14 protein-coding genes and 1 tRNA gene are annotated in these 16,526 nt (G+C 31.5%); 6 read left to right on the top strand and 9 right to left on the bottom strand.

Annotation, left to right across the window (positions count from 1 at the left end):
- The first annotated feature begins 506 nt into the window (after nt 1-506).
- The 3 genes from folB to ACN0WI_RS00305 all read left to right on the top strand — a co-directional run bounded on the left by folB (nt 507) and on the right by ACN0WI_RS00305 (nt 1,551).
- Nucleotides 507-863: a dihydroneopterin aldolase gene (gene folB / locus ACN0WI_RS00315; protein WP_417884607.1), complete on the top strand. Its 357-nt coding sequence runs from the start codon at nt 507-509 to the stop codon at nt 861-863.
- A 50-nt stretch (nt 864-913) separates the two neighbouring features.
- Nucleotides 914-987 (top strand) — tRNA-Cys (locus ACN0WI_RS00310).
- A gap of 72 nt (nt 988-1,059) precedes the next feature.
- On the top strand, nt 1,060-1,551 hold the full coding sequence (locus ACN0WI_RS00305; RefSeq protein WP_417885087.1) for an OsmC family protein: 492 nt from the start codon (nt 1,060-1,062) through the stop codon (nt 1,549-1,551).
- Nucleotides 1,552-1,640: 89 nt separating this feature from the next.
- Here ACN0WI_RS00305 and ACN0WI_RS00300 read toward each other — a convergent pair whose 3' ends face one another.
- From ACN0WI_RS00300 to rnr, 3 genes are read right to left on the bottom strand one after another with little or no spacing between them, the layout of a single operon-like run.
- Nucleotides 1,641-2,351 carry a LysE family translocator gene (locus ACN0WI_RS00300; RefSeq protein WP_417884606.1) on the bottom strand — a complete coding sequence of 237 codons (711 nt, stop codon included), beginning with the start codon at nt 2,349-2,351 and terminating at the stop codon, nt 1,641-1,643.
- 31 nt (nt 2,352-2,382) lie between these two features.
- Nucleotides 2,383-3,057, bottom strand: coding sequence for a head GIN domain-containing protein (locus ACN0WI_RS00295; protein ID WP_417884605.1), 675 nt, complete (start codon nt 3,055-3,057; stop codon nt 2,383-2,385).
- 10 nt (nt 3,058-3,067) lie between these two features.
- Nucleotides 3,068-5,281, bottom strand: coding sequence for a ribonuclease R (gene rnr / locus ACN0WI_RS00290; protein WP_417884604.1), 2,214 nt, complete (start codon nt 5,279-5,281; stop codon nt 3,068-3,070).
- 1,054 nt (nt 5,282-6,335) lie between these two features.
- Here rnr and rpiB point away from each other — a divergent pair.
- Both rpiB and ACN0WI_RS00280 read left to right on the top strand, forming a co-directional pair.
- The gene (gene rpiB, locus ACN0WI_RS00285) at nt 6,336-6,770 is read left to right on the top strand and encodes a ribose 5-phosphate isomerase B (protein WP_417884603.1); all 435 of its coding nucleotides are present in this window, start codon (nt 6,336-6,338) and stop codon (nt 6,768-6,770) included.
- A gap of 6 nt (nt 6,771-6,776) precedes the next feature.
- The gene (locus tag ACN0WI_RS00280; RefSeq protein WP_417884602.1) at nt 6,777-7,214 is read left to right on the top strand and encodes a GNAT family N-acetyltransferase; all 438 of its coding nucleotides are present in this window, start codon (nt 6,777-6,779) and stop codon (nt 7,212-7,214) included.
- A 237-nt stretch (nt 7,215-7,451) separates the two neighbouring features.
- Here the strand turns inward: ACN0WI_RS00280 and rnpA are convergent, their stop codons facing one another.
- From rnpA to ACN0WI_RS00255, 5 genes are all read right to left on the bottom strand, one after another.
- The gene (gene rnpA / locus ACN0WI_RS00275) at nt 7,452-7,823 is read right to left on the bottom strand and encodes a ribonuclease P protein component (RefSeq protein ID WP_417884601.1); all 372 of its coding nucleotides are present in this window, start codon (nt 7,821-7,823) and stop codon (nt 7,452-7,454) included.
- Between the two features lie 59 nt (nt 7,824-7,882).
- A complete protein-coding gene (locus tag ACN0WI_RS00270) occupies nt 7,883-8,872 on the bottom strand; it encodes a 2-hydroxyacid dehydrogenase (protein WP_417884600.1) in 990 nt (329 codons plus the stop codon).
- A gap of 131 nt (nt 8,873-9,003) precedes the next feature.
- The gene (locus tag ACN0WI_RS00265; protein ID WP_417884599.1) at nt 9,004-10,863 is read right to left on the bottom strand and encodes a M1 family metallopeptidase; all 1,860 of its coding nucleotides are present in this window, start codon (nt 10,861-10,863) and stop codon (nt 9,004-9,006) included.
- 5 nt (nt 10,864-10,868) lie between these two features.
- A complete protein-coding gene (locus ACN0WI_RS00260; protein ID WP_417884598.1) occupies nt 10,869-12,566 on the bottom strand; it encodes a S8 family peptidase in 1,698 nt (565 codons plus the stop codon).
- Complete coding sequence (locus ACN0WI_RS00255; protein ID WP_417884597.1) at nt 12,550-13,413, bottom strand: MBL fold metallo-hydrolase; 864 nt, start codon at nt 13,411-13,413, stop codon at nt 12,550-12,552. The genes ACN0WI_RS00260 and ACN0WI_RS00255 overlap by 17 nt, the downstream gene beginning before the upstream one ends.
- Nucleotides 13,414-13,587: 174 nt before the next feature.
- Here ACN0WI_RS00255 and ACN0WI_RS00250 point away from each other — a divergent pair, with 174 nt between their 5' ends.
- Entirely contained in the window at nt 13,588-15,453 is a 1,866-nt protein-coding gene (locus ACN0WI_RS00250; RefSeq protein WP_417884596.1) for a cation:proton antiporter, read from the top strand.
- A gap of 68 nt (nt 15,454-15,521) precedes the next feature.
- Here ACN0WI_RS00250 and ACN0WI_RS00245 read toward each other — a convergent pair whose 3' ends face one another.
- Nucleotides 15,522-16,280, bottom strand: coding sequence for a YebC/PmpR family DNA-binding transcriptional regulator (locus tag ACN0WI_RS00245; RefSeq protein WP_417884595.1), 759 nt, complete (start codon nt 16,278-16,280; stop codon nt 15,522-15,524).
- Nucleotides 16,281-16,526 lie beyond the last annotated feature (246 nt).

Here is a 16,526-nt window from a genome sequence, read left to right as displayed (position 1 = left end):
TAAAATACTAGTCTTTATCTTTTCGAATATAAAATTAAAAAAATATGAAAGCCAATTATCTCAACTTATGGCTATGATTTTGGATTATATTCCAGAAGACATGCTATTTTTCTAAAAGAAGATAAAACCGGGATTTTATATTTTTATAAGATTACAAAATTTACCAAGGCTTTTAATTCCTATAGAGATCTTGAATTTAACGGATTTAAAATTTCAAAAAGTTTCGAAATTTTGTCCTTTTTGAGTTTTTCTAGGCTAATTACAGCTTTTACTGGCTATAATTTTCTTAGTGCTTAGCCTAATTATTACTTCTGCATTAATTACGTTTGCCAATGGTGATATTTTATACTTTATTTTAAAAATGTTGGTCCTTCTATTCCTAATAAAAAATAAATAGACAATTGCTTTGGTTACTAATTTCAACTTTTTAGCACACTTTATTGCTGAAAAATTGCTAGGATAATGATATTTTTAAAAACAACAGTATCTTTGAAAAAAATAAAAACGTGGGAAGTATTACATTAAAAAACATCAAGGTTTTTGCCTATCATGGTTGTTTGGAAGAAGAAGGTAAAATAGGAAGCGAATACCGAGTTGATCTAAAAATTAAAGGAGATCTTAGCCAATCTGCAAAAACTGATTTATTAAAGGATACTGTTGATTATGTACATTTAAATAGCATTGTAAAAGAAGAAATGGCTATACGCGCTGAATTATTAGAAACAGTTGTAGCAAGAATTAATACAAGAGTATTAAAAGAAATACCTAAAGTACAAAAAGTAAAGGCTACAGTTTCTAAAATAAACCCTCCAATTTGTGGAGATGTAGAAATGGTTTCGGTAAGTGAAAGTAAAACTCGATAAAATTAGTTTCAAAATTTAAAAATTTTATTACATTTGCGTTCCTGAAAAATGGCATCGTGGCCGAGTGGCTAGGCAGAGGTCTGCAAAACCTTGTACAGCGGTTCGAATCCGCTCGATGCCTCCAAAATAAAAAAGGCTTTCCTAAAACTAGGAAAGCCTTTTTTATTTCTATCTATTTAACTCTTTTTCCGAACTAATTAAAAAAACACCTATAAAAATAAAGAAACATAATTATAAAATAAAAGTTGAATGGACAGGGAACCAAGGAAATGGAACACAGAATTATAAATCGTATACAAGAAATCATAATATAATAGCTGAAAATAAATATGAAACTATAAAAGGATCTGCAGATCCTTCCTTTTTAGGAGATAAAACGAAATATAATCCTGAAGATTTATTTTTATCGTCAATATCAGCTTGCCATATGCTTTGGTATTTACATTTATGTTCTGTAAATAACATTATTGTTACCGACTATTTAGACAATGCAAATGCGGTTATGGAAGAAACAAAAGATGGAAAAGGAAAATTTACAGAGGTAACTTTACATCCAAATGTAAAAATTACAGATCCTTCTAGAATAAATGAAGCAAACAAGTTACATCAAAAGGCCAACAGAATGTGTTTTATAGCAAATTCTTGCAACTTTCCTATTAAACACACCCCAATTACAACGAAAGAATAGAAAATAGCTTAAAACGACACGCTTTTATTTTTAGCATATCGTTTTATTTAGGTTGTTCTATATTTAAAAAAGAAAAAATTAAAATTTGTTTAGTGATGAAGTAAATTTGTAGTATCTGAATCTGGAGTTATATTATCCAACTGTTGTTTAATTTCGTTTACTTCACCCGGAAAAGCTCCTTGTGAAATTAAAACAGCTCCAAAAACAATAAGTAAAATACTAATTGCTTTTTTCATAATGTAAATTCGGTGAGGAGTTAACTTCCTATTCAACTTTTTTGCTAGTATTATTTTTAAAATATCTACCATCAAATAACTTAGTAAAACGGTACTAAAAAAAAGTACTATTCTATTAGTTTGCATATCGAGTCTAGGGCCAAAAACGATTATTAAACCAAGCCAAAAACCGAGTACTCCAATATTTATAAAATTCAGTAAAAAACCTTTAAGCGCTAAGCCTAAATAATCACTTTTTCCTAATTTTCTAATATCTGGTCCATCATCATCCTGAGGCATGGCTTTTTTAGTTCTAATAAAAGTCATAACTCCATAGGTGGTTAAAATAACACCACCAAATATAAATAATGCCGGATCGTCTTTTATTCGCTCTAATAACTTTGTAGTACTTAAGTAAGCGATAAAGAGGAAAACCGTATCGGCTAAAATCACTCCTAAATCAAAAGAAAATGCAGCTCTAAATCCTTTTATTGCTGCGGTTTCTAGTAAAACAAAAAACACTGGCCCCAGCATAAAAGCTAAAAAAATCCCTAATGGTATAGCTGCTAAAATATCATGTAGCATTTGCCCAATTTAAATTGCTAAAATATGCTTTTTAGTTTTTTCTGACTACATCGCCACCAAATAAGGTGCTTTTATCTATTTCTTCTGGATTACCATAAACATTTACAGTCCCCCCTGCTCTAACTTTAGCAGTTACTTTTCCGGTTACTGTTACGTCAGCCACTCCTCCAGCTTTTATTTTGATATTTAAATAATCGGACTCTAAATTTTTAGCATAATATTTTCCGCCGGTATTAATACTTACTTCTTGATTTTTTGATGTTCCGCTTGGTGTAATCTCACCCCCACTTCTAACAAATGCAGTAAGATGGTTTACCTCAAAGTCTCCGGTTACATCTCCACCTTCTTGTGCTTCTAAAGTAAACAGATTAGTTTTAATTTTATCTTCAATTACAATGGATGCATTTCGTTTTGCGCGTACTTCATTTAAATCTTTATAATAAACAACAACTTTAGTATCATCATCGTCACTCCATAGATTATCGATTCCCAATTTAATTCGAAGTGTAGTTCCATCTATATCAAATTCTACTTCAGACCTACTTTTTCCGGTAACCACAGCTTTATTATCATCTCCATGAATTAAAGTAACAGGAAGATTATCGTAAGCAAAAATTTTATCGAAATTATCTAAATCATGTTTAGATTCTTGTGCATTAGTTAGTAAACCAATACTCATCATTACTATACAAACAAACTTTTTCATTTTATAAATTTTAATGGGTTGGTTGGTATTCTTCTTGTTTTCCTAATAAGAAAAAATCTAAATGTTTTTTTGCTAAATCTGCATTCTTGACTTTTACAAAAACTTCATCTCCTAATTGGTAAACTTTTTTATGCTTCTTACCAATCACTGCATAAAGTTCTTCATCAAATTCATAATGGTCATCTTGTAAATCTCGTAAACGCACCATGCCTTCACATTTATTTTTCTGAATTTCTATAAAAATCCCCCAATCGGTAACACCAGATATCACTCCTAAAAATTCTTCATTTTGGTGATTTTGCATGTATTTAACCTGCATATATTTTATAGAATCTCGCTCAGCATTAGTTGCTAAACTTTCCATCTCGCTAGAATGATGACATTTTTCATCATAAGTTTCTTCACTTGCCGATGCTCCATTATCTAAATAATGTTGCAACAATCGGTGAACCATTACGTCTGGATAACGCCTAATTGGAGAAGTAAAATGTGTATAATAATCAAAAGCTAATCCATAATGCCCAATATTTTGAGTTCCATAATACGCTTTACTCATTGTCCGGATTGCTAAAGTATCAACAAGGTTTTGTTCTTTTTTACCTTGCACATCTTTCAATAATGAATTAAGTGAACTGGTAACCGATTTTCGATCGGTAAGATTTAATTTATGCCCAAATCTAGAAACCACCGTTTGTAACGAAGCTAATTTTTCATCGTCCGGTTCATCATGGCATCTATACACAAATGTTTTTTTAGTATCTTGTTTTCCGATAAATTCTGCCACTTTTCTATTCGCTAAAAGCATAAATTCTTCAATCAACTTATTAGCATCTTTAGAAGTTTTGAAAAATACACCAGTAGGTTCGTTATCTTCATCTAAATGAAATTTAACTTCGATCTTATCAAAAGAAATTGCTCCTTCTCGCATTCTTTCACTTCGCATTTTTTTTGCCAAATCATTCAATTCTAAAATGGCATTTGCAATTTCTTTATCTACAGTATAAGCTTCATCCTTTATCGAAATTTCTTTCGGTATGCTTTGCTCTTTAGTTTCAATAATGTGCTGTGCTTCTTCATAAGCAAATCGAGCATCTGAATAAGTTACTGTACGCCCAAACCATTGGTTTTTGACGGTCGCTTTTTTATCAATTTCAAAAACTGCAGAAAACGTATATTTTTCTTCTAAAGGACGTAATGAACATGCACCATTAGATAAAATCTCTGGAAGCATTGGTACAACTCGATCAACTAAATAAACCGAAGTAGCTCGTTCGTAAGCTTCTTCATCTAAAATAGTATTAGGTTTTAAATAATGCGAAACATCAGCAATATGAATTCCTATTTCAAAATTTCCATTTTCTAATTTTTTAAAACTTAGCGCATCATCAAAATCTTTAGCATCTTTTGGATCGATAGTGAATGTTAAAACATCTCGCATATCTCGACGCTTTTTAATTTCTTCAGAAGAAATTGAAGTATCGATATTATTCGCATATTGTTCTACTTCCTCAGGAAATTCGTAAGGCAAACCATATTGAGCTAAAATAGAATGCATTTCGGTGTGATGCTCTCCAGGTCTACCAAGTGATTTTGTAATGATTCCGAAAGGTGAATCGGCTTTTTTTGGCCAATCGTCTAATTCAACAACTACTTTATCGCCATCTTGAGCATCTCCAATTCTATTTTTCTGAACAAAAAAATCGGTATACATTTTTGGATCGTCTATCACTACAAAACCAAATTCTTTTTTTAGTTGAAGTGTTCCGATAAAATTTGTCTTTTTCCGTTGAACGATTTTAATAACTTCTCCTTCCGTCTTTTTACGTCTCCTATGTTGGTATACATAAATTTCAACTTCATCGCCATGAAAAGCTGTATTTAATGCATGCTGGGGTATCATTACATCATCTGCCAGTTCGTTTACAATTACGAAACCATAACCCCGGGTAGACATGTCTAAAATACCGGTATAGTAATTACTGCCTTTTTGAATTTTGAATTTTCCTCGATCTACTTGAGTAATTTCTTTTTTTGCTGCGAGTTGGGATAATTTTTTTGTGATTTGATTTCGACTACTAGGGTCGTCCACCCCAAGCTTTGAAGCTATTTGTTTGTAATTATAACTCTTGCCAGCATCTTCTCTTAAGATCGCTATTATTTTTTTTGAAAGATCACCTATTTTGGTGTTCCGTTTATTCTTATTTCGGTTTTTTGGTTTTCTCATACACGATAAAATTAAGGTATATAACTGGTTTTCGTGATTTTTGAATGTAAAGTTTTGTTAAGTTCTGCCACTAATAGCAATGTTAAAGCAAAAAAATAAAAGCTTCTAAGTATAATATATTAGATGTACATACGTTTTTTTAGTATAAATAGTCTTAATATTTTCTTAATATTGCTGAATATAATTTGATATCATCATTGATAACACTAGTGTATGAAATGCTTAGTTTTTAAATCTAATCGAATCTCGATTTTATTTATTTTGATTTTTCTAATAGGCTTCATTGGATTTTATGCTTATATAAATTCTACGCTCAATAAAAAATCGGAAGAAAATCCAGTGACAACAAAAATGAAAAATAATTATTCAATTCTCGCGAATTAATTTTTTTTTAATTCTCAGAAAAGGTCCTAATTGAATTTTTCAATTAGGACCTTTTTTTTGTTTTAGACAATTATAATAAGCTACTTCATTTTTTTTTAAAATTTCGAAACTTTTTTCTCTTTTCAACTTCTAATCACCTCATAAAAAGTTCAAAGTTATTAACCATATATATAAACATTATCATTCTTATTTAAATTAAAAAAAATAATGATGTGATATGATTGTTTGTTAATATCTAGCATAACTTTCTTTTTAAAAATTTTGATATTGAGTTGTTATTTTTTAATAACATGTTATCAACAGGTGTATTTGCTTTTAAATAATTGATTTTCTATGTTTTATTTTAAAATTTATATTCACATCAAATTTAATTAACAATAAAATGCTAATAACTTAACGTGATGTTTACGGTTAATAACCCGGTTAATAGTGCTGAAAATTTGATAACAAAATGTGAACTTATAATTTGGCTTATAAGGTATAGAGCGTGTATTTAAATTTTTTTGGAATAAACCAAAAGAGGTTCTTATTTATGATTAACGGTTATCCACAATTAATTGTTAATAGTAAAGTATTGATTATTAAAGGTGTCTAAAAAGTAATTAACAATGAATTTTGAAATGGTTAATAGTAGGTTTTTATACCTTTGTACATCTAAATAATACACAATATGAAGATCTCTATAGGTAACGATCATGCTGGTACACAGTATAAAAATATTATCAAGTTATATCTTGAAGAACAGGCAGGTATAGAAGTAATAAACTATGGAACAAATACAGATGATAGTGTAGATTATGCTGATTTTGTACATCCTGTTGCCGAAGATGTTGAGAACGGAACCTCAGATTATGGAATAATAATTTGTGGAAGTGGTAATGGCGCTAATATGACGGCAAATAAACATCAAGCAATACGTTCAGCTTTATGTTGGTCCGGAGAAATTGTTAAACTTGCTAGAGAGCATAACAATGCTAATGTTTTAAGTATACCTGCGCGGTTTGTATCTGTACAGCAAGCTGTAGATATGGTTAAAATATTTTTAAATACTGATTTTGAAGGAGGTAGACATCAAACAAGAATAAATAAAATACCGCTGAAATAGTAGTATATGGATTTTATTGCAAAGAATTTTAATGAACTTTCTATTAATGAGTTGTATGAAATTTTACGATTACGATCTGAAGTTTTTGTGGTAGAACAGGATTGTGTTTACCAGGATATAGATAATAAAGACCAGCAAGCATTACATATAATAGGTATAGAAAATGGAAAAATTGTAGCATATGCTAGATGTTTTAATAAAGGAATTTATTTTAAAGAAGCTGCTATAGGAAGAGTAATAATCAATAAATCTATTAGAGGAAGAGGCTGTGGAAACCAGTTGTTAAATGCTTCTATTCAGTCTATTAATAGTATTTTTAATACTACCGAAATAAGACTCTCTGCACAGCAACACCTTACCAAATTTTATGAATCGCATGGGTTTTTGGTTACAGGTGAAGGTTATTTAGAAGATGGTATCCCACATATTGATATGATTAAATAAAAACTACCAGAAATTTAAAATAGAAAAGACTGTAAATACAGCTATAAACAGCTATTTGTTAATAAAATTTAATTTCAAGTTGTTTGTTTTTAGGTGTTTGTGAGGTTATTCACATTTTAACTGTAATTGTTAATAAGTGATTTTTAACATGCTAATTTCACTATTGGAAACGGAAAATAGCTATTTTAAAATGGAAATAAGTAACCTTAGAATTTTAATACAAATGATGAAGATATACTAGCGAATTGTACTTGAAAATTGTTTCAATAAACTGATCATACAGCGCTCAATTTCTTGTTGAGAAAGTATCTCTCTAGATAAATAAATAAACATAAAAGCATACGTTTTATCCGTACTAGATAAGACGATATATTTGTTTTTTCTAAAGCTTTCTCTAAGTAAACGTTTTACTCGATTTCGGGAAACAGCAGTTTTAAAATTACGTTTTGATACTGAAAATCCGGTTTTAAAATGTGTATCTTTTGGGGAAGAAATAGGAATATAAACTAATCGAATTGGGTACTTTTTAATAGTATTTCCTTCAGCAAAAAGCTGATCTATTAATCGAGTACTTTTCAATTTTTCTAATTTTCCGAAGCCTTGTTCCATATGCCAAAAATAGGTATTTATTTGTAACACCAGAAAGGCTTCGGGAAATTATGAATGCTTTAAAGTTTTACACAATTATCATTTTCTATACCAGCTTCAAAATCTCTAATATTTTTTACTGTAACCTCAGCAATTTGTTGTAATGCTTCCTTAGTTAAAAAGCCTTGATGAGAAGTAATTAATACATTTGGAAACGATATTAAGCGAGAAATAATATCATCCTTTATAATACTTTCCGATAAATCTCTAAAGAATAAATGCTCTTCTTGCTCGTAAACATCGATGCCTAAATATCCTAATTTTCCAGATTTTAACGCTTCTACGGTATCAATAGTATTAATAAGTGGCCCACGGCTAGTATTGATAAGCATAACCCCGTCTTTCATCAATTTAAAGGTATCCTTATTAATTAAATGTTTAGTTTCTGGTGTTAATGGACAGTGTAGAGAAATAATATCAGATTTTTCTAATAATTCCTCTAAGCTAACATATACACCTCCTTTTCGTTTAAGCTCTTCGTTTTCATACATATCGTATGCTATTACATCACAGCCTAATCCCATCATATTGCTAGCGAAGATTGTTCCTATTTTACCAGAACCTATTACACCAACTGTTTTACCATGTATATCGAAACCTCTTAAGCGTTCTAAAGAAAAGTTACCTTCTCGTACTCTATTATAGGCTTTATGTGTTTTTCTATTTAAGGTTAAAATTAGTGCTAAAGCATGTTCGGCAACAGCTTCTGGGGAATAAGCAGGTACTCTATAAACACCCATATTGTATTTTTCTGCTGCTTTTAAATCTACATTATTAAAACCGGCACAACGTAAAACAATAAGTCTAACTCCATTTTCAGATAGATTTTTTATAGTTTCTTCATCTAAATCGTCATGAACAAAAACGCAGACAGCATCAAAACCATTGGCAAGATTAGTAGTGTCTTTATAGAGGTGTCCATCGAAATATGTGATCTGTATTTCTTGATTATCAAATGTATCGAAGAATTCTTTATCGTAAGATTTAGTGCTAAAAAAAGCTAATTTCATGTTTTTGAATTTTTGTTAAAATTACAGAAATAATAGTGTAAAAAAGTGAAGTTTAGACAATTTTAAGGAGATATTAATAACTAAAAAAGCCCGAAATTAATCGGGCTTTTTACTATAAAAAATTATTTTTTTTATGGTTTTACCATATTATTACTTCTGTCGATGTCAGCCATTTTCTCTGAAGAGTCAATTTCTATAGAATCAATTTCAGATTTTGGAGTGTTTAATTGTAGGGTATAATTAGATTGAGCCCAAGGCCAACTTTTCTCTACAATACGTTCTATATTGCCTTCAGCTGGTTTCTGCCAACGCATCATTCGTAATGGAATATAATATAGCTTTTTATCTCCATTCTTGTAGCTTACAGTTACTTCAATAGGCATAGGCATAAGTCCTTTTCTTTGTAAGTCTACAGCAGTTCCATTTTCCGTATCAGCTACATTTGTAATAGCATAATCAATAGTGTTGGTGGTTTCTGTCCAATCGGTTAAATACCAATGTAATTGTGCACCAGAAACCTTTTCTGCTACTCGAATAAAATCGTTTGGAGTTGGATGTTTAAACTTCCAATCTTGATAATAACGTTTTAAGGTTTTTGCTACATTTTTTTCGCCAATTACATATTCTAATTGTCTTAAAAAGATAGCTCCTTTACTGTAGGCTGCTATAGAATATGCCATGTTTACTTTGTAACGATCTCCGTGTGTGGTTTGTGGTTGTTCCATTCCAGAAGTAGCAAGATAATTGTAACCTCTGTAAGTATTAGAAAATGGATTACCAGTATTCCCTTTAAGTTGATGTCCAGCAAGAGTAGAAATGTAGGTAGTAAAACCTTCGTCCATCCAAGGATGCTCAGATTCATTAGTTCCTAATAGTTGCTGAAACCAAGAATGTGCAAATTCGTGAGCTGTTGTTCCCATAAGGCTTTCATAATCTTCTCCTCCGGTAATTAGCGTACACATAGCATATTCCATTCCACCATCTCCACCTTGGATAACGGAATATTGTGGCCACGGATAAGGACCTACATGTTCATTATAAAATTGTAATAATTTAGCAGTATTAGGCTGGATTTTTTCCCAAGCATCTTTAAATTTCTTATTATCTTTATAAAAGAAATGAAGTACAACACCGCTTTCAGTTTCTAATGTATCATGAATAAATTCTGGATCGGCAGCCCAAGCAAAATCATGTACATTTTTAGCCACAAAATGCCAGGCTAATTTTTTGCCTTTTCGCCTAACTTTTTCTCCTTCTTTTTGGTATCCGTATCCTATTTTTTCTGGGTTTTGTAAAACACCAGTCCCACCAATAATATAATCTTTATCGATAGAAATAGTAACATCGAAATCGCCCCAAACGCCATGAAATTCTCTAGCAATATAGGGGTCGGCATGCCAGCCTTCAAAATCATATTCGGCTAATTTTGGGTACCACTGTGTCATAGAAAGAGCAACACCATCGGCATTATTTCTTCCAGACCGTCTTATTTGCACTGGTACTTGTCCTTCAAATTTCATTTTAAATGTGGTAGAAGCTCCCGGTAAAATGGGCTTTGCTAAAGTAACTGAAAGGATAGTTCCCTCCTCTTTTACTTCTACAGATTTACCATCTTGTTTTAAAGATACAGCTCTTAAATATCCAATTTCATCTTCTTTTAATTTTGAAATTCTACTCTCAAAATCCGGATTTTCTCTAGTACCATTATTGATAGCCATTCTGCTATCTGGATCTTGAATGTTCTGCAAGCGTAGATCCATCTCACTCCCTGGCTGAAAAGCATTAAAATACATGTGGTAAAATACCTTTGTAAGTGTATCGGGGGAGTTATTTGTATACACTAATTTTTGGGTTCCGGTATATTGATAGTTTTTTACATTAACATCAACATCCATTTTGTAATCTACGTGTTGCTGCCAATACGAAGTATTGTTTTGAGCTTGAGTTAAAGCAGCAGCAAAAATAGATAATGTGACTAAAAACTTTTTCATAAAAACTATTTTGAAACTTTAGAAGCTAGGATTAACGCATTGTATAGGTTAACTATTTTTCCGGATGTAGATAGGTTGCTGAAAGCTTCTGTATCTAATCTATTTCCGGCAACAATTACATTTGCTTTTACTGGTAAACCACTATCCATTATAATTTTTTTCACTTGTGGAGCGGTTAATTTTGGGAAATATGAACGAATCATGGCAGCTACACCTGCTACTTCCGGAGAGGCCATAGATGTTCCCTGTAAGAACTCATATTCATTATTGGGAACAGTAGAATATATTTTAGTACCAGGGGCAAAAACATCTACATTCTTTTTTCCGTAGTTTGAAAAAGTAGCAACTAAATTAGCGCCATATTCATAGTTTAATGCACCAACTACTAAGAAATTATCTGCAATTTCTTGTGGATTTTTAGGAGTTTGGTCGTTTGGATATACCATTTTTTTATCTAGATTTTCTCCTTCATTTCCTGCTGCATTTACGATAAGTACATCGTTTTTGGCTGCATATTTAATGGCATCCCAAACCCATTCTGGATGTGGAGAATAATATTTTCCGAAGCTAGTATTAATAACTTTTGCTCCATTATCTACAGCATATCGAATGGCTAAAGCAATATCTTTATCATATTCATCTCCATTAGGTACCGCTCTAACCGGCATAATTTCAACATTATTAGCTACACCATCCATGCCGATATCATTTTTACGTACAGCAGCTATAATTCCGGCTACGTGTGTACCATGTTTTATATTTTTTTTATCAGCTTCCGGTCCCATAACATTGCTATTCCCGTAGTTAACATCAGAAATATCGTCTGGATCGTCTCCTAAAATTTCTCTTCCATTAAGATTAATATTAAGATTTACTAACTTTTGATCGGAATAATATTCTACAGCTTCGTTAAGTTCTGCCAATGCATCCGGTATATTTTCACTTACATTTTGTTGAATTTGCAACAGCATCATTTTGTACTGTGAAAGAGGTTGTGCAGAAGCTTCCATAGCTTTTAGCTCTTCTCTTGTATAATCTTCTTTACCTAATTGAGAAGAAACAGCTTCATGAGCAGCTAAAAGTTGTTGTTGAATTTGCTGATATTGCTGAAGATTTTTTTCCGCTTCGGTTAGTTTTTTATTGTATTCTGCCTCTGCTTCTTTGTAAAGAGTAAATTCATCTCTATTTTCAGGAGCAATACTACTAGCCGATTTACCTTCGTATTTAGGTTTTAAATCTCTGTAAATTCTAACTAATTCTAAATTTTCCTCAACTACATCACCTAGAAAATTCCATCCGTGTACATCGTCGATGTAGCCATTGTTATCATCATCTTTTCCGTTACCAGGAATTTCATCGGTATTGGTCCAAATAACCCCGTTTAGATCTTCATGTTCAATATCGACCCCACTGTCGATTACGGCAACAATTACTTTTTTTCCTTTTTGTTTTTTAATAATTTCAGAATAAGCTTTATTTACACTCATTCCGGGTACTGTATCTTGTAAAATATCGTCACTACTCCACTCTTTAAGTTGAGCTTTTGAAAGCGGAGTTACTTTTAAAGGTATGGTATCTATACTTTCTATAGGTGTAGAAACAATAGTTGGGGCACTGCTTCCGCAAGAAGCTAAAATAGCAGCGGTAGAAGCTGCTAAAAATGGTTTTAAAACTGGGATTTTCATATTACTTAAATAATTCATCAAATGTGTATGTTTGGTTTAGACGTACTCCTTTTTCGGTGTGTTTAACAGTTATAATTTCGTTATGAGCATCGTGCTCAAGAAAAAGAAACAGTTCTTCGTCTGCAGCTTTTTCAAGAAACGATTTTTTTTCATTTAAAGTTAGCAAAGGGCGAGTATCATAACCCATTACATACGGTAACGGTATGTGACCAGCTGTAGGCAGTAAATCTGCTGTAAATACAAGTTTTTTTCCTTTGTACTCCAAGTGAGGTATCATTTGTTTATCGGTATGGCCATCTACAAATAATACGCCAAAACCTAATTCATCAACGTTAGTAAAGGTTTGGTTAGTATTTCTTTCTATAAAATTTAATTGTCCGCTTTCTTCTATCGGTAATATATTTTCTTTTAAAAAAGAAGCTTTTTCCCGAGCATTAGGTTGTGTAGCCCATTCCCAGTGTTCTTTATTACTCCAAAATTTGGCATTTTTAAAAGCGGGTTCGTAACCGGTGTGTTCTTTATTCCATTGTATACAACCACCACAATGGTCGAAATGTAAATGTGTAGTAAAAACATCAGTAATATCATCACGATGAAAACCAAACTTTGCTAAAGATTTATCTATTGAATGGTTTCCCCACTGATAGTAATAACTAAAAAACTTTTCACTTTGTTTATCGCCTAAACCAGTATCTATAAGTATCAAGCGGTTTCCATTTTCAATAAGCATACAGCGAGCACCTAAGTCTATCATATTATTGCTATCTGCTGGGTTGGTTCTGTTCCAAATACTTTTAGGAACCACCCCAAACATAGCCCCACCATCTAGTTTAAAATTGCCCGATTCGATAGGATATATTTGCATAATTTATTTTGAAATTTATAATTGTGTTGCAAATTAGAAAAACAAATACGTATTAATTAAATTTTAGCTTGATTTAACGGCAGCATTTAGTAAGTTTATTTCTTATAGTATAAATTTTTCTAAAAACTCAAGGATTTTTTAATATTTTTAAAACTTCATAACAAATACATTTAGATGTTAGAATTAGCAGGTATCATTATTTTAGGAATATTAGCACAATGGGTTGCTTGGAAGTTTAAAATTCCCGCAATTTTGCCATTAATTTTAATAGGTCTCGCTGTCGGGCCTGTTGCTACCTTGTTTACGGAAGATGGAAGTAAGTTAATTGAACCAATTTGGAACGGAGAATTTGGACTTTTTCCAGGAGAAAGTCTGTTCTATTTTGTTTCGTTAGCCATTGGTGTTATTTTATTTGAAGGAGGTTTAACCTTAAAAAAAGGTGAAATTTTAAATGTAGGCTTTGTAATTGTAAAGTTAATTACCGTTGCTGTTATTGTCACCTTTATAGGAGCTGGAATTGCTACCCATTATATTTTTAATTTATCTTGGGAGATTTCGTTTTTATTTGCCTCTTTAATTATTGTAACAGGACCAACTGTTATAACTCCAATTCTTCGAAATATTCCATTAAAAAGAGATGTTTCAACCATATTAAAATGGGAAGGAATATTAATTGATCCTATTGGAGCTTTGGTTGCGGTATTAGTATTTGAGTTTATTAGTGCAGGTAAAGGAAAAGAGTACACTTCTACAGTACTTTTGGAATTCGGCAAAATTGTACTGTTTGGGTTTACCTTTGGGTTTACTTTTGCTCATGCATTAGCTTATAGTATTAAAAAAAATATTATTCCTCATTATTTATTGAATGTATTAACCTTAGCAGCAGTTTTAGGGGTTTTTGTATTATCAGATCAGTTTGCTCACGAAAGTGGATTATTAGCAGTTGTAGTAATGGGAATGGTTATGGGAAATATCGATTTACCTAACCTGAAAGAGTTGCTATATTTTAAAGAATCTTTAAGTGTATTATTAATTTCAATATTATTTATTTTACTATCTGCTAATATTAATATGGCAGATTTATACTTAGTTTTTACCACTAAAGCGATTCTATTATTTGCGGTAATTGTTTTTGTTGTAAGACCATTAGGCGTATTTATAAGTAGTGTAAATTCTTCTTTAAAGTTTAATGAAAAGCTATTTATTAGTTGGGTTGGTCCAAGAGGAATTGTTGCTGCAGGTATCGCCTCTTTATTTGGTATTGAGTTGGCTAACCGAGGAGTTGAAGGAGCCGAATATATAACCCCATTAGTATTTATGATCGTGCTGGGAACAGTACTTTTAAATGCCACAACAGCACGACTTTTTGCGAAATTAATAGGCGTATTTCTTAAAAATTCTGAAGGGATTTTAGTAATTGGGGCTTCTTCTTTTTCACGTTTAATTTCTGAATATTTAGTAGATAATGGTCGCCATGTTGTATTAGTAGATAATAACGGAATGAATGTAAGAAAAGCTAAAAGTGCCGGATTAGATGCTATTGAAGAAAACGTATATTCTGAAGATTTAGTAAATAATATTGAGTTAAATGATATAGGATATTTAATGGCTATGACTAGCAATAGCGAGATAAATAAAAACGCAATTACTAAATTTAGAAAGCATTTTGGCGAAAACGGATCGTTTCGAGTTGTTTCTCCAGAAGAAATGCAAGATCCCGAAAATAATCCAAAAGAAGGTTTATTCTCGCAAACTGACGATTACGTGAAATTAACCAATTTAGCTAGAAAATATCCTTCTATTCATGAATCAGTATTAAACTCTCAAGAGCATTACGAAGGTTTAATTGAAATTTCGAAAACCGATTCGGATATTATTCCGCTATTTGTAAAAAATAATGATGGAAAATTAAGCATTATTCCTTCTGCTAGTAAAGAAGTAAAAATAGAAGAAGGCTACAAATTAGTTTATATGGGGAAACGAATGGAGTCTGACCAAGAAGAAGCTCGAAAATTAGAAGATGAGGAGAATACTAATTAATCTAAAAAATAGTATAAAAAAGCCCAATATTGATTATCAATATTGGGCTTTTTTATGAATGGTCCTCTTTATTCTTTTTCCATTTCGGTTATAAGCTCATCAGTGATTTCTAAAGTATGATAGACGTTTTGAACATCATCATCATCTTCAAATTTTTCAATAAGATTAAGCATTTTTTTAGCATCCTCAACAGGCAGTTCTGTAGTATTAAGTGGTATTCGTTGTACTTCAGAGTTTTTAACTTCAATATTTAACTCTTCTAACTTTGAAGACATTAATCCAAAATCTTCAAAATCTGTATAAACGGTAAGTAAATCCTCTTCTTTTTCAATTTTAGTAGCGCCTCCTTCAATAAGTTCTAATTCAAATTCTTCTAAATCGCGTTCTATTTTTTCTTTTTCTAGTACGAAAACGCCCTTTTTATCAAACAGAAATTCTAACGAACCATTAGTTCCTAAACTACCCCCATTTTTAGAAAATATAGATCGTACCGAAGATACCGTTCTATTTGTATTATCGGTTGTGCATTCTACAAAAATAGCAATACCATTTGGTCCGTAGCCTTCAAAAGTTACTAGCTCGTAATTATCTGCATCTGCCCCACTAGCCTTTTTTATAGCACGTTCTATGGTGTCTTTAGGCATATTTACACCTTTTGCATTGCTAATTGCATTTCTAAGTGTGGGGTTAGCCTCAGGATCTGCTCCGCCTCCTTCTTTTACCGCTACACTAATTTCTTTAATTGCCCGGGTAAATTCTTTCGCTCGCTTTTTGTCTTGTGCGCCTTTACGGTGTTTTATATTTGCCCATTTGCTATGTCCAGCCATTTTCTTCTTCTTTTTAGTGTTTTTTATTCAATTTTACTTCAATTTAGATCGATTTTCATCAAAAATGAAGCAATTTTTACAAATTTAAGAAATTGAGTTACAAATAAGAAATAAGCAATTTTATTCACTATTTCCAAAAAATAGTTTAGTATAACTTGACGTTTTAGCTACTAAAACTGCAAAAAGAAGATAGAATTTGGTTTTGATAAAAATGAATAAAATAAAAAACCTCGTAGTTTTTAAGGC

Origin of the sequence: Zunongwangia sp., assembly GCF_048269745.1 — a bacterium.
Taxonomy (GTDB): Bacteria; Bacteroidota; Bacteroidia; order Flavobacteriales; family Flavobacteriaceae; genus Zunongwangia.
Note: the sequence above shows the minus strand (reverse complement) of the source record. Positions and strands in the feature narration are given on the sequence as shown.